This is a genomic window from Pontibacillus yanchengensis Y32 (assembly GCF_000770635.1).
GTDB classification, from domain to species: Bacteria; Bacillota; Bacilli; order Bacillales; family BH030062; genus Pontibacillus; species Pontibacillus yanchengensis.
Map to the genome: position 1 here is coordinate 1 of NZ_AVBF01000052.1, position 20,988 is coordinate 20,988.

General features: G+C 43.8%; 12 protein-coding genes. 10 read left to right on the forward strand and 2 right to left on the reverse strand.

Features of this window, described 5'->3' with window-relative positions; all coding sequences use genetic code 11:
* Positions 1–320: 320 nt before the first annotated feature.
* Positions 321–3,569 carry a DEAD/DEAH box helicase gene (locus N782_RS15530; RefSeq protein ID WP_036822179.1) on the reverse strand — a complete coding sequence of 1,083 codons (3,249 nt, stop codon included), beginning with the start codon at positions 3,567–3,569 and terminating at the stop codon, positions 321–323.
* A gap of 653 nt (positions 3,570–4,222) precedes the next feature.
* Between N782_RS15530 and N782_RS15535 the strand changes: the two genes are divergently transcribed.
* The 9 genes from N782_RS15535 to N782_RS15575 all read left to right on the forward strand — a co-directional run bounded on the left by N782_RS15535 (position 4,223) and on the right by N782_RS15575 (position 18,100).
* On the forward strand, positions 4,223–5,215 hold the full coding sequence (locus N782_RS15535) for an ABC transporter ATP-binding protein (RefSeq protein ID WP_036822182.1): 993 nt from the start codon (positions 4,223–4,225) through the stop codon (positions 5,213–5,215).
* Positions 5,212–6,210, forward strand: coding sequence for an ABC transporter ATP-binding protein (locus tag N782_RS15540; protein WP_036822185.1), 999 nt, complete (start codon positions 5,212–5,214; stop codon positions 6,208–6,210). The genes N782_RS15535 and N782_RS15540 overlap by 4 nt, the downstream gene beginning before the upstream one ends.
* A 36-nt stretch (positions 6,211–6,246) precedes the next feature.
* The gene (locus N782_RS15545; protein ID WP_338048266.1) at positions 6,247–7,893 is read left to right on the forward strand and encodes an ABC transporter substrate-binding protein; all 1,647 of its coding nucleotides are present in this window, start codon (positions 6,247–6,249) and stop codon (positions 7,891–7,893) included.
* A gap of 123 nt (positions 7,894–8,016) precedes the next feature.
* Positions 8,017–9,021 (forward strand): ABC transporter permease, encoded by a 1,005-nt coding sequence (locus N782_RS15550; protein WP_036822189.1) that lies wholly within the window; start codon positions 8,017–8,019, stop codon positions 9,019–9,021.
* An 18-nt stretch (positions 9,022–9,039) separates the two neighbouring features.
* A complete protein-coding gene (nikC, locus tag N782_RS15555; protein WP_237582677.1) occupies positions 9,040–9,951 on the forward strand; it encodes a nickel transporter permease in 912 nt (303 codons plus the stop codon).
* Between the two features lie 133 nt (positions 9,952–10,084).
* On the forward strand, positions 10,085–10,675 hold the full coding sequence (locus N782_RS15560; protein ID WP_036822192.1) for a DUF6305 family protein: 591 nt from the start codon (positions 10,085–10,087) through the stop codon (positions 10,673–10,675).
* A gap of 14 nt (positions 10,676–10,689) precedes the next feature.
* Positions 10,690–12,060: a sensor histidine kinase gene (locus tag N782_RS15565; protein ID WP_036822194.1), complete on the forward strand. Its 1,371-nt coding sequence runs from the start codon at positions 10,690–10,692 to the stop codon at positions 12,058–12,060.
* Complete coding sequence (locus N782_RS15570; protein ID WP_036822197.1) at positions 12,044–12,646, forward strand: response regulator; 603 nt, start codon at positions 12,044–12,046, stop codon at positions 12,644–12,646. Before N782_RS15565 ends, N782_RS15570 begins: the two co-directional genes overlap by 17 nt.
* Positions 12,647–13,387: 741 nt before the next feature.
* A complete protein-coding gene (locus N782_RS15575) occupies positions 13,388–18,100 on the forward strand; it encodes a pullulanase X25 domain-containing protein (protein ID WP_052111382.1) in 4,713 nt (1,570 codons plus the stop codon).
* Positions 18,101–18,604: 504 nt separating this feature from the next.
* Here N782_RS15575 and N782_RS15585 read toward each other — a convergent pair.
* Positions 18,605–19,912 (reverse strand): globin-coupled sensor protein, encoded by a 1,308-nt coding sequence (locus tag N782_RS15585; protein WP_052111383.1) that lies wholly within the window; start codon positions 19,910–19,912, stop codon positions 18,605–18,607.
* A 222-nt stretch (positions 19,913–20,134) separates the two neighbouring features.
* On the opposite strand from N782_RS15585, the gene N782_RS15590 reads away from it, so the two are divergent.
* Positions 20,135–20,986, forward strand: coding sequence for a MurR/RpiR family transcriptional regulator (locus tag N782_RS15590; protein ID WP_036822201.1), 852 nt, complete (start codon positions 20,135–20,137; stop codon positions 20,984–20,986).
* The last annotated feature ends 2 nt before the right edge of the window (positions 20,987–20,988 follow it).

Sequence of the window (20,988 nt, forward strand, 5' to 3'; positions counted from 1 at the left end):
GCGCGTATCGCCGCACGATATGCACGCTACACCAGCATATAAGCGCGTATCGCCGCGCGATATGCTCGCACCACCAGCACATAAGCGCGTATCGCCCCGCAGTATGCCCGCACTACCAGCACATAAGCACATATCGCACCCCGACACGCGTGATATCTGCGCCCATATTGCCAGCCAACAGACACAAATCACGCTTTACCCACCTCCATATCGCCCCCTGATACACCCGATACGCTCCATAATATCCGCTCACTCCACATCCCCACACCAACAAAAAAATCCACCTGCCGTAGCAGGTGGATTCCCTATCATCCCAATCATCAGATACTCAAGATATCGCGAATATCGTCTTCCGTCAGGGCGGAGAGGTTGCCTTCGCCGGATTGGATGAGGGTGTCGAATAGGTTTTGTTTCTTTTCTTGTAAGGATTGTATTTTTTCTTCGATGGTGCCTTTGGCGATCATTTTTACAACTTGGACGGATTTCTTTTGTCCAATTCGGTGGGCACGGTCGGCGGCTTGTTGCTCGACGGCTGGGTTCCACCAAAGGTCGTATAGGACTACGGTATCAGCGCCAACTAGGTTCAGGCCGGTTCCGCCTGCTTTTAGGGATATCAAGAACAGATCGTTTTCTCCCTCATTAAAGCGGGTTGCCATATCGACGCGGTCTTGAGATGGTGTGGAACCGTCCAGATAAAAGTAGGACAGTTTTTCTTCCTCGACTACCTGGGCAATCAAGTCCAGCATCGATGTGAACTGGGAGAAAATCAGCAAGCGCTGACCATTTTCGTACGCTTCCTGAATAAAGGTACGCAGTTCTTCCAGCTTGCCCGATTGTCCATCGTAATTTTCCACGAACAGGCCAGGGTGGCAGCATAGCTGGCGGAGACGGGTTAAGTTGCTCAAGATTTGCATGCGATTCTTTTGCAATCCTTCGCCTTCGAGCTGGGATTTTGTTTGCTGTTGTATTTCGTTTAGATAGCCGACATAAAGTTGGCGCTGTTCTTTTGTTAGGTCCGTATATCGTACGGTTTGTATTTTTTCTGGTAGTTCCTTCAATACTTCCTGTTTCGTTCGGCGTAATACAAATGGGGAAATCTTTTTCTGCACCATCTGCTGTGGTACTCCTTTAAAGGTCTTTCGGTCGTACAGCAACCCTGGCATCACAACAGAAAATAGCGACCAGAGCTCTTCTGCCCGATTTTCCACAGGAGTACCAGTTAGCGCAAATGCGGTTTCCGCTCGAATGCCGCGAATAGCTTTGTACGTTAGGGAAGCGTGGTTTTTAAAGGACTGCGCTTCATCCAGTAGTAATCCTTGGAAAAAGTAGGACTGATACTGTTCCACGTCCCGGCGCATCATTGGGTAAGAGGTGATCACTAGGTCTGCACCTTCTAAGTCCTCAATTTGCTTGCGGCGTTCTTCCTTCGTACCTGACACGACGTGCACATTTAACGTTGGTGCGAATTTAGCGGCTTCCTGTTCCCAGTTGTAAATAAGGGAAGCAGGGGAGACGACGAGAAACGGATGAGCGTCAGGACGTTCTTTTCGCCCGGCTAAAATGTAGGCCAGCCCTTGTAACGTTTTACCAAGTCCCATTTCATCGGCAAGTACGCCACCAAATCCATGACGAGAAAGCGAGCGCAACCACTGGAATCCTCGCAACTGGTAATCACGAAGGTTGGCTTGCAAATCATCAGGAAGTGTTTCGTTTAACGTTTCTGGATGCTTCACTGCTTCAATGAGCTTCTTGAACGCTTCACTTTGTTGGACACCAGTTGAGGTATCGACCTGGAGTGCACGGTATTTTGGTAAATGTAACACACCATCCTGGATGTCATCCGTATCAAGGTCGAGCTGCTCAAATAAAGAGCGTGTATTTTCCCACGTATCTTCCTCTAAATCAATGATTTTACCGTTATTAAATTGGTGATACGACTGCTTTTGACGCAACGCTTTAAAAAGGGAAGCAATTTCATCATCTGATAGATCCTCTGTAGGGAAGCGGACCTCAAACCAGCCATAGCTTTCATCCACATCTAAGGAGAGAGGGATATCGTCTGGCAATTCATTGTACATCTCATCGACAGCTTCCGATTTCATAACTTCGGCACGCTTCTCGAGTTCAGGAAGGATTTGATAAAAGAATTGACCTAGATCCTGACTGCCACTAAGCGATAATACCTCGCCATTCCAGTGGAAATTTGCCTGTTCAATCAGATTCATGATTTGCCGTTCCTTGTTCATGTTTCGTGAGATCATTTGCTCCGGATGCTGACGACTGCGCTGAAATGGATTGATTTTTTCATCCCCATATTCAAAAACAAGCTGAGCTTGAAGCATGTTCTCATGTCGCTCCAGTTGCATTTTTGGATTACAGTCATAACGTTTTAGCTGAGTAGAAATGGAATTGTCGACCTCAAGTAAATTATGCGCTTCAAGGACCGGAAATACCGTGCCAGCTAGTTGCTCGATGTGCTCCTGCTGAAACACCTGGCTGTTGTCGCGCTGGTTTTCCAGATGATTATAAAGTGGGATCACTGTGTTTTGGAGCGCTGCGTCCACTTTATAGATGGTCTCATTTTTAATGAAGTAAGGGGATTGGGCGATTTGCTTACTCGTAAACCCATTGTCCTTAATCGATAAGGAATAATGATCATCTTCTTTTGATAACACAAACTCCTCTGGAAACGTATTCGGAATAACGCGGAATGGAAATTCGTCCTTATATCGCTTCAGCACCACGGCATCGCATTCTTCTAATAGGGTGAAAAGTTGCTCTACGAAATGGTTGGGAATATGAATGCTCTTCTTGGCACTGCTTCGATAATAATCGTTTTCCGCAAAAAATTGTTGGCTTTTAATAAGCGGATGCAAATGGCGGAACACTTCTGCATCTTCTTCTGTCATGACTTGTTGCTCCGGATCGTATGTGTAATGTTGGGTGAAATAAAGAGGTTCTCGGTTATACCATGCATCAATGAAAGCACCTGGATCTTTTACAACATAAAGGCGCGACGTCCCTGCTTTAATGGATAATTCCAGGTCCTCCGGTGCCGAATAACGAGAGAACATTCCTTCTAGCTCAAATTGTATATAGAGGGGCTCCTTCGGTGTAGAAAACAACGATTCCTGAACTGTGACTTGGTCTAACAGCTCATCTACAAAGGAAGAAGCCTGTTGAATATCATGGTTGGTGGGTTCGGTTTTAGTCTCCATTTTCGTTTCAGCGGTTCGCTTGTTCCAAACCGTTTTGTTATTCGTGAATTGCTCTATCGTTTCGAATAGCGCAGCCACCATATGCTTACAAACAGATGTCCCGTCTGTATAAGCTGGACATGTACATTGCCCATTTTCAAACGACCCATGTTGCTTCGAAAAAGATAGCTGCACCTCGTAAGGCCAGCTGCGAGTCCCTTTTACTTCAGCAAAAATATGGGTGTGACGATTATCAGATGTACCATACCGATTGATACGAGTCACGGCCCCATCTTGATAATATTGTGCACCGCGCTGATACATCGTCCAACCACTAAGCTCCAACACTTCTGGCGCTGTTAGATCAATCATGACCAATACCCCTTTTCCTGCACGCTTCTATTGCAATACTGACATTGTATCGTATATTTCCAAAACAACAAAGAGAACAGGCATATAACTATGTATTCTTCTACACATGATTGACTGGTTAAGGGTACTTTATTCTAATGGAAGGAAGTTGATTTCGATTGGATCCCACCGATTCAGCGGGTCGCTCCAATATTGGAAATCTCGCTCCTGATTCGAGAAAGTCGCTCCAATATTTCAATTTCCGCTCTTAATTTGAAAAAGTTGCTCCAAATACTGAAAAGTCGCTCGGACCGCAGGCGCACTCGGTCGGAAATTGCGATAAGCTCTTATGCATTTAATTTCCAGCCCCAATTTGCGGGTCGCTCCAATATCCGAAATCTCGCTCCTAATTAGAGAAAGTTGCTCCAATATCCCAATTCCCGCTCCAAATTTAAAAAAGTCGCTCCAAACCCCCCCAGCTCACCCAAAAAATTTACACTAATTTTACATCACCGTAATATTTATTTAAGAAAAATGAGAAAAAACACAAAATTGTCACATCTTCTGTAATAATGTTAACCATAATAATTATTCATTAAATTCAAAATATACAGAAAATTAAAACGGACACAACGCATTTTGTTCCAATCTTGTTCATATGAGGGGGGAGTTTCATGGAGCAGGAGCCTATTTTAGAAGTCGATAACTTACATACACACTTTTTTACGAAATCAGGCGTAGTAAAAGCAGTAGATGGCGTTAGTTTTAGTGTGAAGCCTGGCGAGACGCTTGGGATTGTTGGGGAGTCGGGTTCTGGTAAAAGTATTACCGCGATGTCGATCATGAGACTAATCAAGGACCCACCAGGAAAAATCGTCGAGGGTGGTCTTACCTTTAAAGGGGAGGACTTGCTGGCTAAATCGGAAAAGGAGATGCGCTCCATTCGTGGCGATCGGATTTCAATGATTTTTCAGGATCCGATGACATCCTTGAATCCCGTTTTTACAGTCGAAAAGCAAATGGTCGAGACGATACGGGCTCACCGAAATGTATCCAAAAAGCAAGCCATCGATCGGGCGGTAGAATTACTAGAGTTAGTTGGTATCCCGTCACCACGCAGCCGTTTGAAAAGCTATCCACATGAATTTAGTGGGGGGATGAGGCAGAGAGTGATGATCGCGCTCGCCTTATCGTGTGACCCAGAGGTGTTGATTGCAGACGAACCGACAACGGCACTGGACGTTACCATTCAGGCTCAAATTCTTGAGTTGTTGGGACGCCTTCAGAAGGAACTAGGCATGGCGATTGTCATGATTACGCACGACCTTGGTGTTGTAGCGGAAGTTTGTGACCGGGTGATGGTTATGTACGCTGGGAAGCCAGTGGAGTTTGCTGAGGTGACGGAGCTTTTCGATCATCCAAAGCATCCTTATACGTGGGGCTTAATAGGATCGATTCCGAATATGGAAAACAGGCAAGAACGACTGGAAGCAATTAAAGGACTTCCACCTGATTTACGAGCTTTACCAGAAGGATGTAGCTTTGCTCCTCGTTGTAAGCATGCGATGGACAAGTGCCAAAGCAAGGATCCTGACTTCAAAGAGGAAAGCGCTGGACACCAGGTAAGGTGCTTGTTGTATGAAGAGGAAGAGGTGGCAGTAAAATGACCCAAAACTTACTCGAAGTAAATAATCTGAAAAAGCACTTTCCTATTAAAAAAGGAGCTATACTCCCAAAACAAGTTGGAGCTGTTAAAGCAGTGGATGGGGTTTCTTTTCATGTTCGTAAAGGAGAAACGCTTGGTCTCGTTGGAGAGAGTGGTTGTGGGAAATCCACGACAGGACGCTCGATTTTGAACTTAATCAAGCCAACAGAAGGTGAAGTTAAATATAAAGGCCAAAACATCGCTCATTATAAAGGAGAACAACTTCGCCAACTCAGGAAAGAAATCCAGATTATTTTCCAGGATCCATATGCATCCTTAAATCCGAGGATGACCGTTGAACAAATCATTGAAGAGCCCATGCGCGCCTTCAAAGTTCCTGCAAGTGAACGAAAGCCGAAAGTGGAAAAATTACTAAACGTGGTCGGACTTAGTCCTTACCATAAACATCGCTACCCCCACCAGTTTAGTGGAGGGCAGCGTCAGCGAATCGGGATTGCACGAGCTCTTTCGCTCGATCCAGAACTCATCATTTGTGATGAACCCGTGTCAGCGCTGGATGTATCGATCCAGGCTCAGGTCGTGAATCTCATGGAAGATTTGCAAAAAGAATTTGACCTCACATACATATTCATTGCCCACGACCTGAGTGTGGTTCATCACATTAGTGATCGTGTTGCAGTTATGTATTTAGGTGAAATTGTCGAGGTTGGGGAAGTGGAAGAGCTGTATAAAAATCCAAAACACCCTTATACACAGGCGCTGTTATCAGCTATCCCAGAAGCCAACCCACACAAAAAACGCGACCGGATCATGCTAGAAGGAGATTTACCTAGCCCATCTGATCCACCGCAAGGATGTAAATTCCACACCCGCTGTCCGTTTGCGGAGGAACAGTGCAAGGTGGAGCATCCAAAGCTAAAAGATGTCTCAACAGGAGATCATCAGGCAGCTTGTCATTTAGTGAACGAAGTTGTGAAGGAGCCTGTATCCGGGTAATCTGCAACTTATTATAAACAATAGGGGGATATTCAATTGAAAAAACATGTATGGCGAACGTTGTTAGCTATGAGTTTACTTGTCGTACTAGCTCTAGCTGGTTGCTCAAGTGAGAGTGGTGGAGAAGAAGGATCCTCTTCCAACAACAATGAAGGTAGCGAAGATAGTGAAGAAGCATCATCCAATTCAGGGGAAGATAACACACTAGTTTTTGGTAGAGGGGCAGACTCTCAACAATTAGACCCATCGAAAGTAACCGATGGTGAGTCTATTTATGTAACACAGCAAATCTATGACACATTAGTACAGTACAAACAAGAAGGAACAGAAGTAGAACCTTCTCTTGCAAAAAAGTGGACCATCAGTGATGACGGTAAAACGTACACATTCAAGCTACGCGAAGATGTGAAATTCCATGATGGTACCGACTTTACAGCGGAAGACGTTGTCTACAACTTTGAGCGCTGGACAGAATCTGGTGACTTTATTTATTACGGCTACATGTTCGGAGCAAGTGAAGATGACATGGGCGGTATCATTGAAAAGGTTGAAGCAACAGGGGACTACGAGGTTAAGTTCACCCTTGAAAAGCCGAATGCTCCATTCCTTTCTACACTAGCGATGCCACCATTTGCAATCGCAAGCCCTGATGCGATTAAAGAGCATGGCGAAAACTACTTCAAAAACCCAGTCGGTACGGGACCATTTAAATTTGAATCTTGGACACAAGGCGATAAAATCGAACTTTCCAAAAACGAAGAGTACTTTGGTAAGAAAGCGGACGTAGATAAAGTCGTTTTCCGAGTAATTCCGGATAACGGAGCACGTTTCATGGAACTTCAATCTGGTTCCATCGACATGATGAAAGGCTTAAACCCACAGGACCTTGGTACAGCGGAAGATAATCAGGATCTTCAAATCCTGCGTCGTCCTTCCATGAACGTTGGGTACATGGCGATGAACACGGACAAAGAAGGTCCAATGTCGAATGAAAAAGTACGTAAGGCTATTAATCTAGCAATTGATAAAGACAACTTGATCAAGCTTTTCGAAGGACTTGGTAAGAACGCGAAGAACCCACTTCCACCAAGCATCTGGGGCTACAATGATTCCATTGACCCTTACGGCTATGATCCGGAAAAAGCGAAAACACTACTAGCTGAAGCTGGTTATGGCGACGGAGTCGACATTACGCTTTACACAATGTCCAATCCACGTCCTTACATGCCACAGCCAAAAGTAACAGCTCAAGCTATTCAGCAAATGTTGAAGGAAGTAAACGTGAACGTTGAGATTGTCGAAAACGAATGGGAATCTCATTTAACAAAAACACAAAATGGCGAGCATGACATGGCATTCCTAGGTTGGACTGGTGACAATGGTGACCCGGATAACTTCCTATACGTTCTATTAGACAAAGACAACGCGAAAAAAGGTTCTGCCGGAAATATCGCATTCTACAAAAACGACAAAGTTCATGATCTACTAACGAAAGCACAAACAGAAATGGATCAACAAAAGCGTACAGAGTACTACAAAGAAGCACAAAAAATCATTCATGAAGATGCTCCTTGGGTTCCAATTGCACATACAACACCACCAGTTGTAGCGAAGGAATACATTGAAGGGTATGTACCACATCCAACAGGTTCAGAAGCCTTCAACCACGTTAAATTGAAGTAATCTCATGAAGAAGTAGGCTACAGCAATGAGGTGAGAAAAGGAATCTAGTAAATAAGGTTCCTTTTCCTCCCTTTTTCTAAAAAAGGTAGCGCTTCGCATCCTGTTGAAAGGGAGGGATAGAACATGTTGAATTATATTATTCGTAGATTAGTCATGATCATACCTGTGTTATTAGGCGTTTCCATTATTGCCTTTTCCTTGTTACATATGATTCCCGGTGATCCAGCTCGAAGTATGCTCGGAAATAAAGCCAATGAAGCACAACTAGAGCAATTGCGGGAAGAGCTACGACTTAATGATCCCTACCTCGTCCAATATGGAAGGTTTGTAACTTCAACGTTACAAGGGGATTTAGGCAAATCTGTAAAATCGAATAATCCTGTTGGAGAAGAGTTGAAAAATCGTCTTCCTGCCACAATGGAATTGAGTTTATTTGCGATTTTCATAGCGACTGTGGTCGGGGTACTGGCTGGTGTGATTGCAGCTGTGAAGCAGTACTCCTGGTTTGATAATCTGAGTATGACCGGGGCTTTATTCGGAGTCTCGATTCCAATATTTTGGCTAGGGCTTATGATGATTATGCTATTCTCGGTAACGCTGCAGTGGCTGCCACCATCCGGACGATTATCGACAGGTGTGGAGCTAGATACCATCACGAACTTCTACATTTTAGATAGTATTTTAACGCTGAATTGGACAGCCTTTAAAGATTCGGTTACGCATTTGTTAATGCCAGGCATTGCGCTCGGTACCATTCCCATGGCCATTATCGCGCGTATGACTCGTTCGAGTATGCTCGAAGTATTGAATCAGGATTACATTCGTACAGCAAATGCGAAGGGGCTGGCTAGTTATCTAGTTGTCTTTCAACATGCGTTAAAAAATGCGTTTTTACCTGTTTTAACTGTTATTGGCCTACAATTTGGCTTTTTACTCGGAGGAGCGGTGCTAACGGAAACCATCTTCTCTTGGCCAGGTGTTGGACGATATGTATTACAGGCTATTCTTGGACGAGATTATCCAGTTGTTCAAAGTACCATTTTAGTTGTAGCTGTGATGTTCGTATTTATTAATCTATTAACGGACATTCTATACAAGTATATTGATCCGAGAATTCGTTTTGACTAAGAAAGGAGTTGAGCACCTATGTCAGCAGAAATGCAACAGGCAAATCAAGAGATGGAGGCTGAGATTGGAAAAGCTCCTCCTAAGGAAACAAGCTTATGGAAGGACGCTTTATCTCGGATCGTCAAAAGTAAAACATCACTAATCGGTTTAATCATTATTACCTTGCTTATTATTGTAGCGATTTTTGCACCATTAATCGCCCCTTACCATCCAGTAGATGATGGATCTGTAATTGATCGTTATCAATCGCCATCCGCAAAGCATTGGCTAGGAACAGACGCACTGGGTCGCGACATTTTTAGCCGCATTGTGTATGGTGCAAGGATTTCCATTCAAATTGGTGTCATTGCCGTGGGAATCTCTGGAGTGGTTGGTGTTCTTCTAGGCGGAATTGCCGGCTATGTTGGGCGCTGGGTCGATATGGTGATTATGCGCTTTATCGACATTCTTATGGCTTTTCCTAGTATTCTATTAGCGATTGCGATGGTTGCTGTAATGGGACGTGGTCTTACGAACGCGATGATAGCGGTTGGAATTGTAGGAGTTCCCCACTTTGCTAGAATCGTTCGTTCGACTGTTCTGTCTGTAAAAGAAAAAGAATTTGTGGAAGCCGCGCATGCTACGGGAGTAAAAAATGGCCGGATTCTGTTCCGACATGTGCTTCCAAATACGATGGCTCCACTTATTGTCCAAACGACATTAAGCATTGGTACAGCGATTTTAGATGCGGCCGGCTTAAGCTTCCTGGGTCTGGGGGCACAAGCGCCAAAACCTGAATGGGGTGCGATGCTAAATGCTGGACGTGCTGCCTTACAATCAGCTCCATGGGTCATCACTTTCCCTGGTCTAGCGATTCTATTCGTTGTGTTAGGCTTCAACTTACTTGGAGATGGGCTACGAGATGCCCTTGATCCACGATTAAAGCAATAGTAGGAAATTTCGTAAAAGTGATTCCAAACATCAGAAGAATACGATACACTAAAGGGTAAAGTTCAAAAACTTTATCCTTTTTGTGCGTTTATGTGTTAAAGTGTATAAGTCATGGAAAAAAGGGGGGAGAAGGATGAAGAAATATTCGATTGCTATTATATTATTGCTTATCTCTATTGGTACGATTCTTCTCCAGTCACGAAGTGTGTCCCCAGAGACAAAGTACACATGGCCAAATCTCCCTGCGCCTATTGGAGAAGAGCCGATTCTGATCACTTCTGCTGGTCAGGCCACAGAAGGAAAAGTTTTCTCCTATGTGACAAAAGACCTTCACTTCGAAACGGATTACCGTCCACGAGCCTTATCAACGGATTTATACGAATACGAAACGCTCGTGTTGGTGACAGGATATAGTCCACATGGGTTAAATCAAACGTATCGGAGCATTGAAGAAGAAAAACAACGAGTAGACAAGCTGTTACAACAAGCAGAACGAAAACCAATTCCCATTATCGTCGTCCACGTAGGAGGAGCGGCCCGTGATGATCAATATACGTGGGAATTTTTACGGCAATCGCTCCCTTATGCTGATTACGTAATAGGATTACGCCAAATGGAACAAAGCACTCAATTGCAGCGATTGGCTGAAAAACATTCTATACCTGTAACACTTGTGGAGGAATTGAATGATATCCGTACACCATTCAATTCAGCCTTTCGGTAGAGGAGGGGTGCTGAATGAAAGACGATAAAAAAATTGCGTACGTAGCGCTAGGCTGCTTTCTCATTTTATTTGGCATTCTCTTCCCGGTCCAATCGATGAAGTGGTCGTCATGGATCTATGAAAATATAGAAATAAGTCTCGAGAGCACGGACAGTGGACGTCTCGTCATGACGGCTCTTTCCTATATTACCTGGTACTCGATTACCTTTTCCTTCATTTATATGGGAGCCATGGTCATTTCCCATACGTTATCCAAAAGGTTCTTCTCGATTTGGAATCAGCTGATGTTTAGTGGGATAGTATTGGCGAGTGTGTTGGTGTATAACCGTATGTATCACGAGCATTACGCCTATATCATCCACTTTTTATTGCTGGGCATTATGCTGTTTTTAATGAACTTCATCCCTAAACAGCGCTACTTTTATGTCACGTTCTTGCTCATTCTCGTCTTTATGTTGTTTTCCGTGCAATGGCTGAATTTAATCCCAGCCCTTAGTAATTTCGGATTTGGGACAGATGACTTTGCCGTCAGCATGAAAATAACCGATGAATATTTAACCAATCAAAAGCTGTTTAACACCTTTTCGACGATATTATTCGGAGTATTTTTCTTAATAGCGATTATCATCACGACGTTGCTTCATTTATTTAGTAAGCAAATAATGATTTCCAGGCAATATCAGCAACAAACGGAGGAATTACGAGAAACGAAGGGCGCGCTTATTGAAACGAATGTGTACAAGGAAATTCATTCCCTCGTACATGATTTGAAATCCCCACTCGTTACCGTGGAAGGATTAATTTCCTTGCTGTCCTTAAAAGTGCAAGACGAGAAGTCACAGTCCTATTTTGAACGGATTAGTACATCGCTTGAAAAAATGAAGGACATGGTATCGGAAATTTTATATGAAGATACAAAGCGAGAACTGGAAGTGCAGGAACTCGTCAATTATGTACGAAGCCACGTTCGGCAAGAGGATCCGGATATAGCTTTTCATATGCAAGTGGAAGAAAATTTACCAAACCTGTACATTAACAAAATCCGCTTTGCACGTGCGTTATCGAATGTACTTGAAAATGCACTGCGCTCCTTAAAGGACGAGGGCGGAAATCTGTATTTGGATGTGGAACAACATGAGCAGAGCATTCACTTTTTAATCGAAGATGATGGACCAGGGATCGATGCAGCATGGTTAGAAACGATTTGGGAAGAAGGCTTCAGCACGAAGAACTCTTCAGGTATTGGACTACCTTTTGTGAAAAACGTTGTCCATCAGCATGGAGGCACCGTTTCCATGGAAAGCGAACCCGACGTGTACACCCGTGTGAAGATTGAAATCCCTGTTAGTGAGAAGGAGGACGAAGAAGATGATTCTGGTTATTGATGATAATGTAGATATACGATTCACGATTAGCGAAATTTGCGAATTTGGAGGATGGAGTATTGAAGAATGCTCCAATGGAAAAATGGGTGTAGCCACATATGATCCCGGCAAGCACGACCTCATCATGGTCGATTATCATATGCCAGAATGGGACGGCCTGCAGACGGTAAGGGAATTGAGAAAAATAGATTCCCACGTTCCGATTATTGTTCTGACGGTAGATGAACGATTGGAATTGGCTACCCAATTCACCGAAGCAGGCGCAACCGACTTCGCTCAAAAACCAATTAAAGCAGCGGATTTAATCTCGCGTATTAAGCTCAACATGAAAATGGCCAAAATGCAGGATGATACCCAAACCGCCTTTGTGGAAAAAGGCATTAACGAGGACACATTGCGTCAAATCAAACGCCACCTCAACCAACAAACAGAGCCGAAAACCATCAACCAAATTCAAAAAGAGCTACCCGTCTCCTACCAAACCGTCCACCGCTACTTAAACTACTTAGTGGACATGGGCGAAGTAGAGATAGAAGCGAATTACGGGAATAAAGGACGACCGAAGAATACGTATAAGATTATTTAGATGGATGACCAGCCTTTCCTGGGAGGAGAGGCTGGTTTTTTGTGTGGATTGGGCTGGTGATGGGAGCTTGGGGATAGGCAGGAGTGAGGAGGGAGGCGGCGCTGGATTGGCGATTTGCTCCGAAATCTCGAAAAATGATCGCAAATTTCAAATTTTGCTCGGAAATCGAAAAAGTTGATCGCAATTTCGAAATTTTGCTCTGAAATGGGAAAATATGCTCCGAACCCCATATCGCTCGGGAACCGAGATTCGCTCTTCCGCCCGAACACCCGTTTCGAATCCAGTGGTGGCTCTCGGCACCGCACACACGCTACGATTCTAGCAATCGCTCCAATATTTCGAATCTCGCTCCAATATCGAAGAAGTTGCTCCTAATTTTCGATTCCCGCTCCAATTTCAAAAAACTCGCTCCGATATCCGCAAAACTCGCTCGCAAGCCGCCTGGCGCCCGAACTCTAGGCCTTCCCTTAACCAAATTCAAACCAATCATTACATAAATTCAATTAGCTAAAACCAATCCTCTGTCTCAGCTACAAATCCCCGGCAGAGTCCAATCTCTATCAAATTTCGTCAATTAGGTACAAAATCACTGTTGCTTTAGTACTTTCTTACCTTGTAGGCGAACAGGAAGATATTGTATAGTTAATGAAACCGCTTTCACTATAACAAGGGACGGTTTCTACATAGCGGATATACCCTCATGATTGAGGATTATCACATAAATGTCTAGGAGGAATGATGATGAGAGACAAGTTGAAGTGGGCTTCGGTGTTGCTTATTTTTATGCTTTTTGTGCAAACGTTTGCGCAACCGTTGCTGCCAATTACGTCGAGTGTTTCTGCGGAAGAATCGACATCTAGAACCGTAACTCTAGTAGGGAGTTTGCAAGATGAGTTAGGTCATAGTTCAGAATGGGACCCTTCTGCGGAAGCAACCCAGATGACTGCAATGGGGAATAATTTTTATAAGTTTGAAGGAATTTTGCCTGCGGGGGAGTATGAATATAAGGTAGCCATTAATGGTTCTTGGGATGAGAACTATGGATATAATGGTGAACCTGGAGGATCGAATTTAACTCTATCCTTAGAGGAGGAGACGACCGTAACATTCTATTATCATGACGGGACGCATAAGATTACGAATTCGAAGTACTACAATCCAATCTCCGATGACAAGCAACCTAGATTAGTAGGAAGCCTTCAACCTGCCATTGATGAGGGGGATGAATGGTCACCTGCAACCTCGACCGCTTTTTTCTATGATAAAAATTTTGATGGAATCTATGAATATACAACGGTTGTGCCAAAAGGAAACTACGAATACAAAGTAGCTTTAGGTGACAATTGGGATGAAGCTTATCCATCAACGAATGCCACCCTCAACGTGCTGAACGATACAGAAATTACATTCTACTACAACTCAGATACGAAAGAAGTCTCCACGAACTACTCACCAGAAGGATCAAATAGCTCTATTGTTAAGGACAAGTTGTTCCATAATACAAGAGAGAATGCCTATCGCCAGCCATTTGGAGCGATTCCAGCAGGAGAAGAGGTAACGCTACGACTAGCAGCTGGTAAAGGTGACCTCACGAACGCTACTCTATACTTAAAAAACTATCAAACTGGCAATTCCTATAGTATTGCCATGGATAAGAAGGCTTGGACCACAGTGGAAGGTCTAGGGGAACGAGATTTTTGGGAAGGGACATTCACTCCAGAGGAAAAAGGAGTGTACGGATATAAGTTTATTGCCAAGGATCAAAATACAACTGCAGAATACGGAGAAGATGCGACCCAAGGTGGAACAGGGCAAGCTTTTGATCAAAATGCCGGTCTTTTTCAATTGACCGTATTTGAACCAGGCTACCAGACGCCAGATTGGATGAAAGAAGCTGTTGTGTATCAAATATTCCCGGACCGTTTCTACAATGGGGATACGACCAATGATGATAATAAGGAATATGCACGTGGTATGGAACCGATTGAAGATCGCACATGGGAGCAGCTTCCGGATAACCCACGTTTAGAAGGAACGGAAAATTATACAGGTGATGGAATCTGGTCGAATGACTTTTTTGGCGGAGATATCGAGGGTATTCAAGAGAAGTTGGATTACATTGAATCCCTTGGTGTGAACACGTTATACCTGAACCCGATTGCTCACGCGGCATCGAACCATAAATATGATGCGACCGATTATAAATCCATCGACCCAATGTTTGGAACGCCAGAAGAATTTCAGGCGTTTGCAGAAGAACTGGCCAATCGAGATATGCACCTTATTCTAGACGGTGTGTTCAACCACGTTGGAGATGACTCGATTTATTTTGACCGATATGGAAAATATCAAACAGTCGGCGCTTATGAATATTGGTCGAAAATCTATGATCTTATGAACGAAGAAGGCTTATCAGAAGAAGAAGCCAAGGCCCAAGCGAAGGAATTTTTCGAAGCGGACGGTCAAACCTTTAGTCCGTATGGCTTCCATAATTGGTTCGCCATTGAAAATGAAAAAGTGAATGTCGGCACAGAAAATGAGCATTACAAGTACACAGGCTGGTGGGGCTTTGATAGCTTGCCAGAAATTGAATCGATTCCTGGAGATACCGTTTCCTACAATAGTGAACTGAACAACGAGAAGTTCGCGAATTACATTATGTATGATGAAGATTCTGCTTCTAAATCATGGATTCAAAAAGGAGGATCTGGCTGGCGTTTAGACGTAGCGAACGAAGTGGATCCTGAATTTTGGCGTGAATTCCGTGATGAATTAAAAGCAACATCATTTGCTGGAACGGGTGAAACGTTAAAAGAAGGTGAGAAGCCATTAATTTTAGGTGAAATTTGGGATGACGCTTCGAAATATTTCTTAGGCGATCAGTATGATTCTGTTATGAACTATCGCTTCCGAGGAGCAGTGGAGTCCTTTTTGAAAAATGGGAACGCATCAGGTGCAGAGCAATCGCTAATGGCAGTAAAAGAGGATTATCCATCCGAAGCCTATTATGCATTGATGAATTTAATGGGATCTCATGATACGCCACGCGCCATCTTTCTTTTAGGCGGAGGGACAGAATCTGCAGAGCGCGCGGAATACGATTCAAGCTACAGTTATGAGTTAGGAAAACAGCGCCTTAAGTTAGCGGCTATTTTCCAAATGGGATATCCAGGAGCACCAACAATTTACTATGGAGATGAAGCTGGTGTGACAGGCTCGAAGGACCCAGATGACCGCCGTACGTACCCATGGGGTGATGAAGATCAAGAGCTTGTCACGCATTATCAAAACGTAGGCGAAGTGCGAACGAACTACGCGGATCTTTTAGCACATGGAGATCTGAACCATGTGTATGCAGATGGAGATGTGATGGCGTACACTCGTACAAACGGGGAACAAGCAGGGTTGATTATCGTGAACCGTGGTAACTCTGACAAAACTGTAACGATAGATGTAAAAAATAGTTTGGCGAACGGTACTTCCTTAACGGACGCACTAGCTAGTGAGTACAGCGTTGATGTGAACGAAGGAACGGTAACCGTTGATGTAGCACAAATGAGTGGTCGCATGCTGATGGCCGATACCGTAGCATCAAAGCCAGAACCTGCAAAGAATGTGACTGCAGCTGCGAGCGAAGGTGCTGCTACCCTTGAATGGGGTGCTTCTGCAACAGAGGCTGTCGAATACGACGTGTATCAGACGAATATTAAAGGCTCTTTTTATGAAAAAGTAGGGACAACGGAAGGGACGAGCTTTACAGTAGAAGGCTTGGAAAATGGCCGAGCGTACTATTTTGCCATTAAAGCAGTTAATGAAGCTGGAAATGCGTCAGCTGCAGCGGAAACGAAGGAAGTTGTTCCGCATTATGATTTAAGTGATGCATGGGCAGGTAGTCTAACAGATGTCTCTGATCAGACGTTAGACTTAGCGACAAGTTTTGACGTTACAGGTCAGCTGTATATAGAAGGTGCAACGAATCAGGATCAAGCCCAAGGAGTCATCGCAAAGCTACAAGTGAAGCAATCTGGTGACGAAGAATGGACAGACTATGATGCTATATATACAGGCCAAGAAGGAAATAACAATGTGTATAAAGCATCCTTTTCACCAATAGAAGCAGACGAGTATTCCTATCGAATGGCTTTTTCAAGTGATTTAGGAGCATCATGGATTTATACCGAAAATCCGAAAACGTTCACGCTATCAAAAGGTGAAGACACCACTCCACCAGCAGATGCTGTTCAGTTAGAGCAACCAACGAAGGAATCGGGTCAAGTGAACCTGAACTGGAGTTATGAGCAACAAGCGGATGACAGTTATATGGTCGGCATCGTCCGTGATGGAAAATTGGTGGAACGCATAAAAGATGCATCAAAAACCTCTTTTACAGACTATGATGTCGTGAATGGCGAAACCTACACGTACCAGGTGAAGCTTTTTGACCAGGCTGGAAATGTCGTAGAATCCAATACTGTGGAAGTAACACCAGACATTGTGATGGTGGAAGTGACATTTAAAGTTCATGCCCCAGATTACACGCCACTCGGTGCAACGGTAACGATGCCAGGAAGCTTGAATGGCTGGAACACAGGTGCATGGGAAATGTCCCGAAATGGTGCCGTAACACCGGATTGGGAATACACAACAGAGGTGCAAGAAGGTACAGAAATTACCTATAAATACGTGAAAAATGGTTCGTGGGATCAAGAGGGCCTAGCCGATCATACACGAGCTGACAAATCAGATGATGATATCAGTTATTACGGTTATGGCGCTGAAGGCACTGACATGAAAGTTGTCGTCGAGAACCAGGGCAACAATAAGATGGTCGTAGAAGACGAAATTTTACGTTGGATCGATATGCCAGTTGTCGTAAGTTCCCCAACGGATGGCATGGAAACAACGCAAGAATCCGTGACCGTAGAAGGAAATGCGATCAAAGAAGGAAACCTAACGATCAATGGGGAATCCGTAGCAGTTCAAGATGACATGAGCTTCAGCCATGAAGTGTCCTTACAAGAAGGGGAGAATACGATTGATATTCATATCGAACCTTCTGAGGAAAACAAAACCGAGATCTTTAATGGCGACAGTGGAGCAATAGGTAAAAATACAAAAGACATGCAGCTAACCATAACTCGAATTGTCGAATCCACCCCAACGGAGGACTTCTTAGAGGGAGACGCAACAGCTGAAGAGGTAGCAAACTCCTATGTGGAAGCGGTACGTGCTGACGAGAAAACACCAACAAACATCCGTGAACACCTCGTGTCAACTTTTATGAACGACTCTATGAAAAAATCGGATGAGAAGAAATTAAATGTATTCGCCGATCAAGTAGAGCGGGAATTGAACAAAATGCAAAAACACTATGCGAAAAAGCAACAAGAGAAATTTATTGAAAAAGCAGTGAAGAAGATTACCCACCGATTAGATAAGATCAAAGGGATTTAATGTAGTAAACCAGCCTTTCCGTGGAGGAGAGGCTGGTTTTTTGTTGGTGTGGTGGCGCTGGCGTGGCGGGAGCGTTAGCGTGGAATAGCGGTTTGCTCGGAAATCTTGGATTTTGCTCGCAAATTTCAAATTTTGCTCGGAAATCAGAAAAAATGATCGCAAATTCGAAATATTGCTCTGAAATCGAAAAATTTGCTCCGAACCCCGATATAGCTCCCAACCCGAGTGTCGCTCTGGCGGTCGCCCTCTCTCAGGAACAGCAGGTCGCTCCAATATTTCAAATCTCGCTCCAATATCAAAGAAGTTGCTCCTATTTTCCAATTCTCGCTCCAATTCCAAAAAAGTCGCTCCAAATCTGCAAAACTCGCTCGCAAGCCACCCGCCGCCCGAACTCTCTCGCCAATATCAATGGGCGCTCCAAATCCCCAAACCCTACTCGGAACCAAAACAGAGCACCTCCCATAAGCGAGTACCCTCACCAGCTCACCGCAACCCAGCACTCACCTAATCCTCAAACTGATTCGTCGTCTCCGTTAATCGATCAGCAGAGCTAGCAACCTCGCTAGAAGCGTTTTCGATTTCGGTAATAACGTCTAATAGTTGCTTCATTTCTTGTTCGATTGTTTTGTTTTGGGACAACGTTTTTTCCATGTCATCTAAGATTTTGACGAAGTAGTCATCGGTCTTGGACAGACTTTCCCGTTCGAATTCCACATACTGATCTATTTCCTCAATGGAACTTGTCACGTGGGAGCTCTGCGTGTTCACTTCTTCAATCAACTTTGACACGGTATGAGTGGATTCTTTTGTTTGTTCGGAGAGCTTGCGGATTTCATTGGCTACCACCGCAAAGCCTTTTCCATACTCACCGGCACGAGCTGACTCAATAGAGGCGTTCAATGCCAGCAAATTCGTCTGTTCTGCGATACCTTTCACGATATCTATTACTTCAGTGATACGCTTGGATACTTCATTAAGGTTTTTGGCGTTCTCCCCGATTTCATTCATGCTCGTCTGCATGCGTGACATATTCTGATGCTGTTCACCAAGTTGTTTTTTCCCTTGCTCAGATGCTTGCTGGGTCTTAACGGATAGGTCTGTGCCCGTATTAGCCATATCCAATACGCTATGGGACTGGGAAATCAATTCCTTTAAAGAAGCATTGGTTTGTTCAGATATAGCAGCGAGTTCTTGGGCGATGGAGCTGGATTGCTGATGTAGATGAACGGTGTGCTCCTTGTGTTCATTACGGATGCGTTGGTGCTCCTGCTCATATGACTCAAGCACGATTTGCTGTTCGAAGTTCATCAATTTTGTTGTCGAATGAATGGCTTGGATGATGTCGTTTGGATGTTCAATATATGTTTTGAAAATATCAATGAGAGAGTTTAATAGATTTTGGAATGCAGCTATGTACCATTTGGTCTCCAAGCCAACCTTCACATGCATATGAGCAATGCGATAGCGTTTCTCGATGAAGGATTGATCAATCTGACCTTCAAATAATTCTTCAATATGTACCTTCAATGTTTGCTTCAATCGTTCCACGGAACTGTGCTTTTCAATAATCTCCAACAGCTCACCTTGACTCGTAATATTGTCATAAAAGTCTTCGGTTACCGCCTCTAAATGTTCCTGAACCATTGGATGCAGTGTTCGAATCACTCGTAAATCGTGTTTTGTTAATCCTATCGAATCCAACTGTTTCTGAAGAGAACCAGGCACATCCAACGTAACGGATTGCGACCCCAACTCCACATCAAACATACTAGTAGACTCTTGTTGATGCTTACCTAACAAACGAAATTTCATAACGTATTCTTAATCCTCCTATTCACATAACCTTGGGAAAAATCCCCATTATTCACTATACCAATACCATTATTTTGGAGGCAAGTTTTTCCGGGAAACGAGATGAAAGTCCTATATGAAGTGTTTCTCCACTTTTTTAAATAAAAATGAAGAATATGTTCACTTATCTAACGAGTTTTGCTATGATGAATGTAAAGAGTTCGTTAGGAATGAGGGACCGACATGAATCAGCAACCTCCTATGCAAGGAAAGCTAGCTTCCACTATAAAAAGTTATTATCCGTCTTTGACTAAGTCTGAGCAGAAGGTGGCTTCAACTGTACTTGAAAATATTGAAGCGGTTTTGTATGGCTCTGTTACTGATTTAGCGGATCGAGCGGATGTTGGAGAAACGACAGCTCTTCGTTTTTGTAGAAAGATTGGCTTCCGTGGGTATCAAGAATTTAAATTAGCTATCGCTAAGGACCTCTCTAATCCAACAAATGAAGAGCATGATGCAGAAAAGCCGGTTACGCTCTCGCAATCCCTGGCAAAGCACGCCAAACATACAATTGATGAGACGTTACAAATGGTAGATGATCAAACCGTTGAGGAGTGTATTGACGCTTTAGATGCTGCTCCTACCATTTATTTTTTTGGAGTCGGAACGTCAGGGGTAACAGCTTTGGATGCGAAGATGCGATTTTTGCGAATTGGACTCCGGACGGACGCCATTATCGATCCACACGTACAATCCATGACCGCAGCTACACTTGGTGAAGGGGATGTGGTAGTAGGTATATCCGTAAGTGGAAGTACAAAGGATACGATTGATTCCTTGACGATTGCGAAGGAAAATGGAGCTACAGTTATGGTGATTACCCACTATGTACGCTCGCCAATTACCAAGATTGCAGATTATGTGTTGCTTAGTGGGGGAAGGCAATCTCCACTAGAAGGTGGTTCGATAGGGGCAAAAATGTCGCAACTCTATCTTATTGATATAGTAAGCACAGGACTGGCGATACGTAGAAAAGAACAATCTATAGGCATGAAGCAAAAAACAGCTGATTCTGTAGTCGATAAAAGCTATTAATT

What these genes read in the sequence shown, in the direction of transcription:
- N782_RS15530 (WP_036822179.1), bottom strand. Translation starts at nt 3,569, where the DNA reads ATGATTGATCTAACAGCGCCAGAAGTGTTGGAGCTTAGTGGTTGGACG.
- N782_RS15535 (WP_036822182.1), top strand. Translation starts at nt 4,223, where the DNA reads ATGGAGCAGGAGCCTATTTTAGAAGTCGATAACTTACATACACACTTT.
- N782_RS15540 (WP_036822185.1), top strand. Translation starts at nt 5,212, where the DNA reads ATGACCCAAAACTTACTCGAAGTAAATAATCTGAAAAAGCACTTTCCT.
- N782_RS15550 (WP_036822189.1), top strand. Translation starts at nt 8,017, where the DNA reads ATGTTGAATTATATTATTCGTAGATTAGTCATGATCATACCTGTGTTA.
- nikC (WP_237582677.1), top strand. Translation starts at nt 9,040, where the DNA reads ATGTCAGCAGAAATGCAACAGGCAAATCAAGAGATGGAGGCTGAGATT.
- N782_RS15560 (WP_036822192.1), top strand. Translation starts at nt 10,085, where the DNA reads ATGAAGAAATATTCGATTGCTATTATATTATTGCTTATCTCTATTGGT.
- N782_RS15565 (WP_036822194.1), top strand. Translation starts at nt 10,690, where the DNA reads ATGAAAGACGATAAAAAAATTGCGTACGTAGCGCTAGGCTGCTTTCTC.
- N782_RS15570 (WP_036822197.1), top strand. Translation starts at nt 12,044, where the DNA reads ATGATTCTGGTTATTGATGATAATGTAGATATACGATTCACGATTAGC.
- N782_RS15575 (WP_052111382.1), top strand. Translation starts at nt 13,388, where the DNA reads ATGAGAGACAAGTTGAAGTGGGCTTCGGTGTTGCTTATTTTTATGCTT.
- N782_RS15585 (WP_052111383.1), bottom strand. Translation starts at nt 19,912, where the DNA reads ATGAAATTTCGTTTGTTAGGTAAGCATCAACAAGAGTCTACTAGTATG.
- N782_RS15590 (WP_036822201.1), top strand. Translation starts at nt 20,135, where the DNA reads ATGAATCAGCAACCTCCTATGCAAGGAAAGCTAGCTTCCACTATAAAA.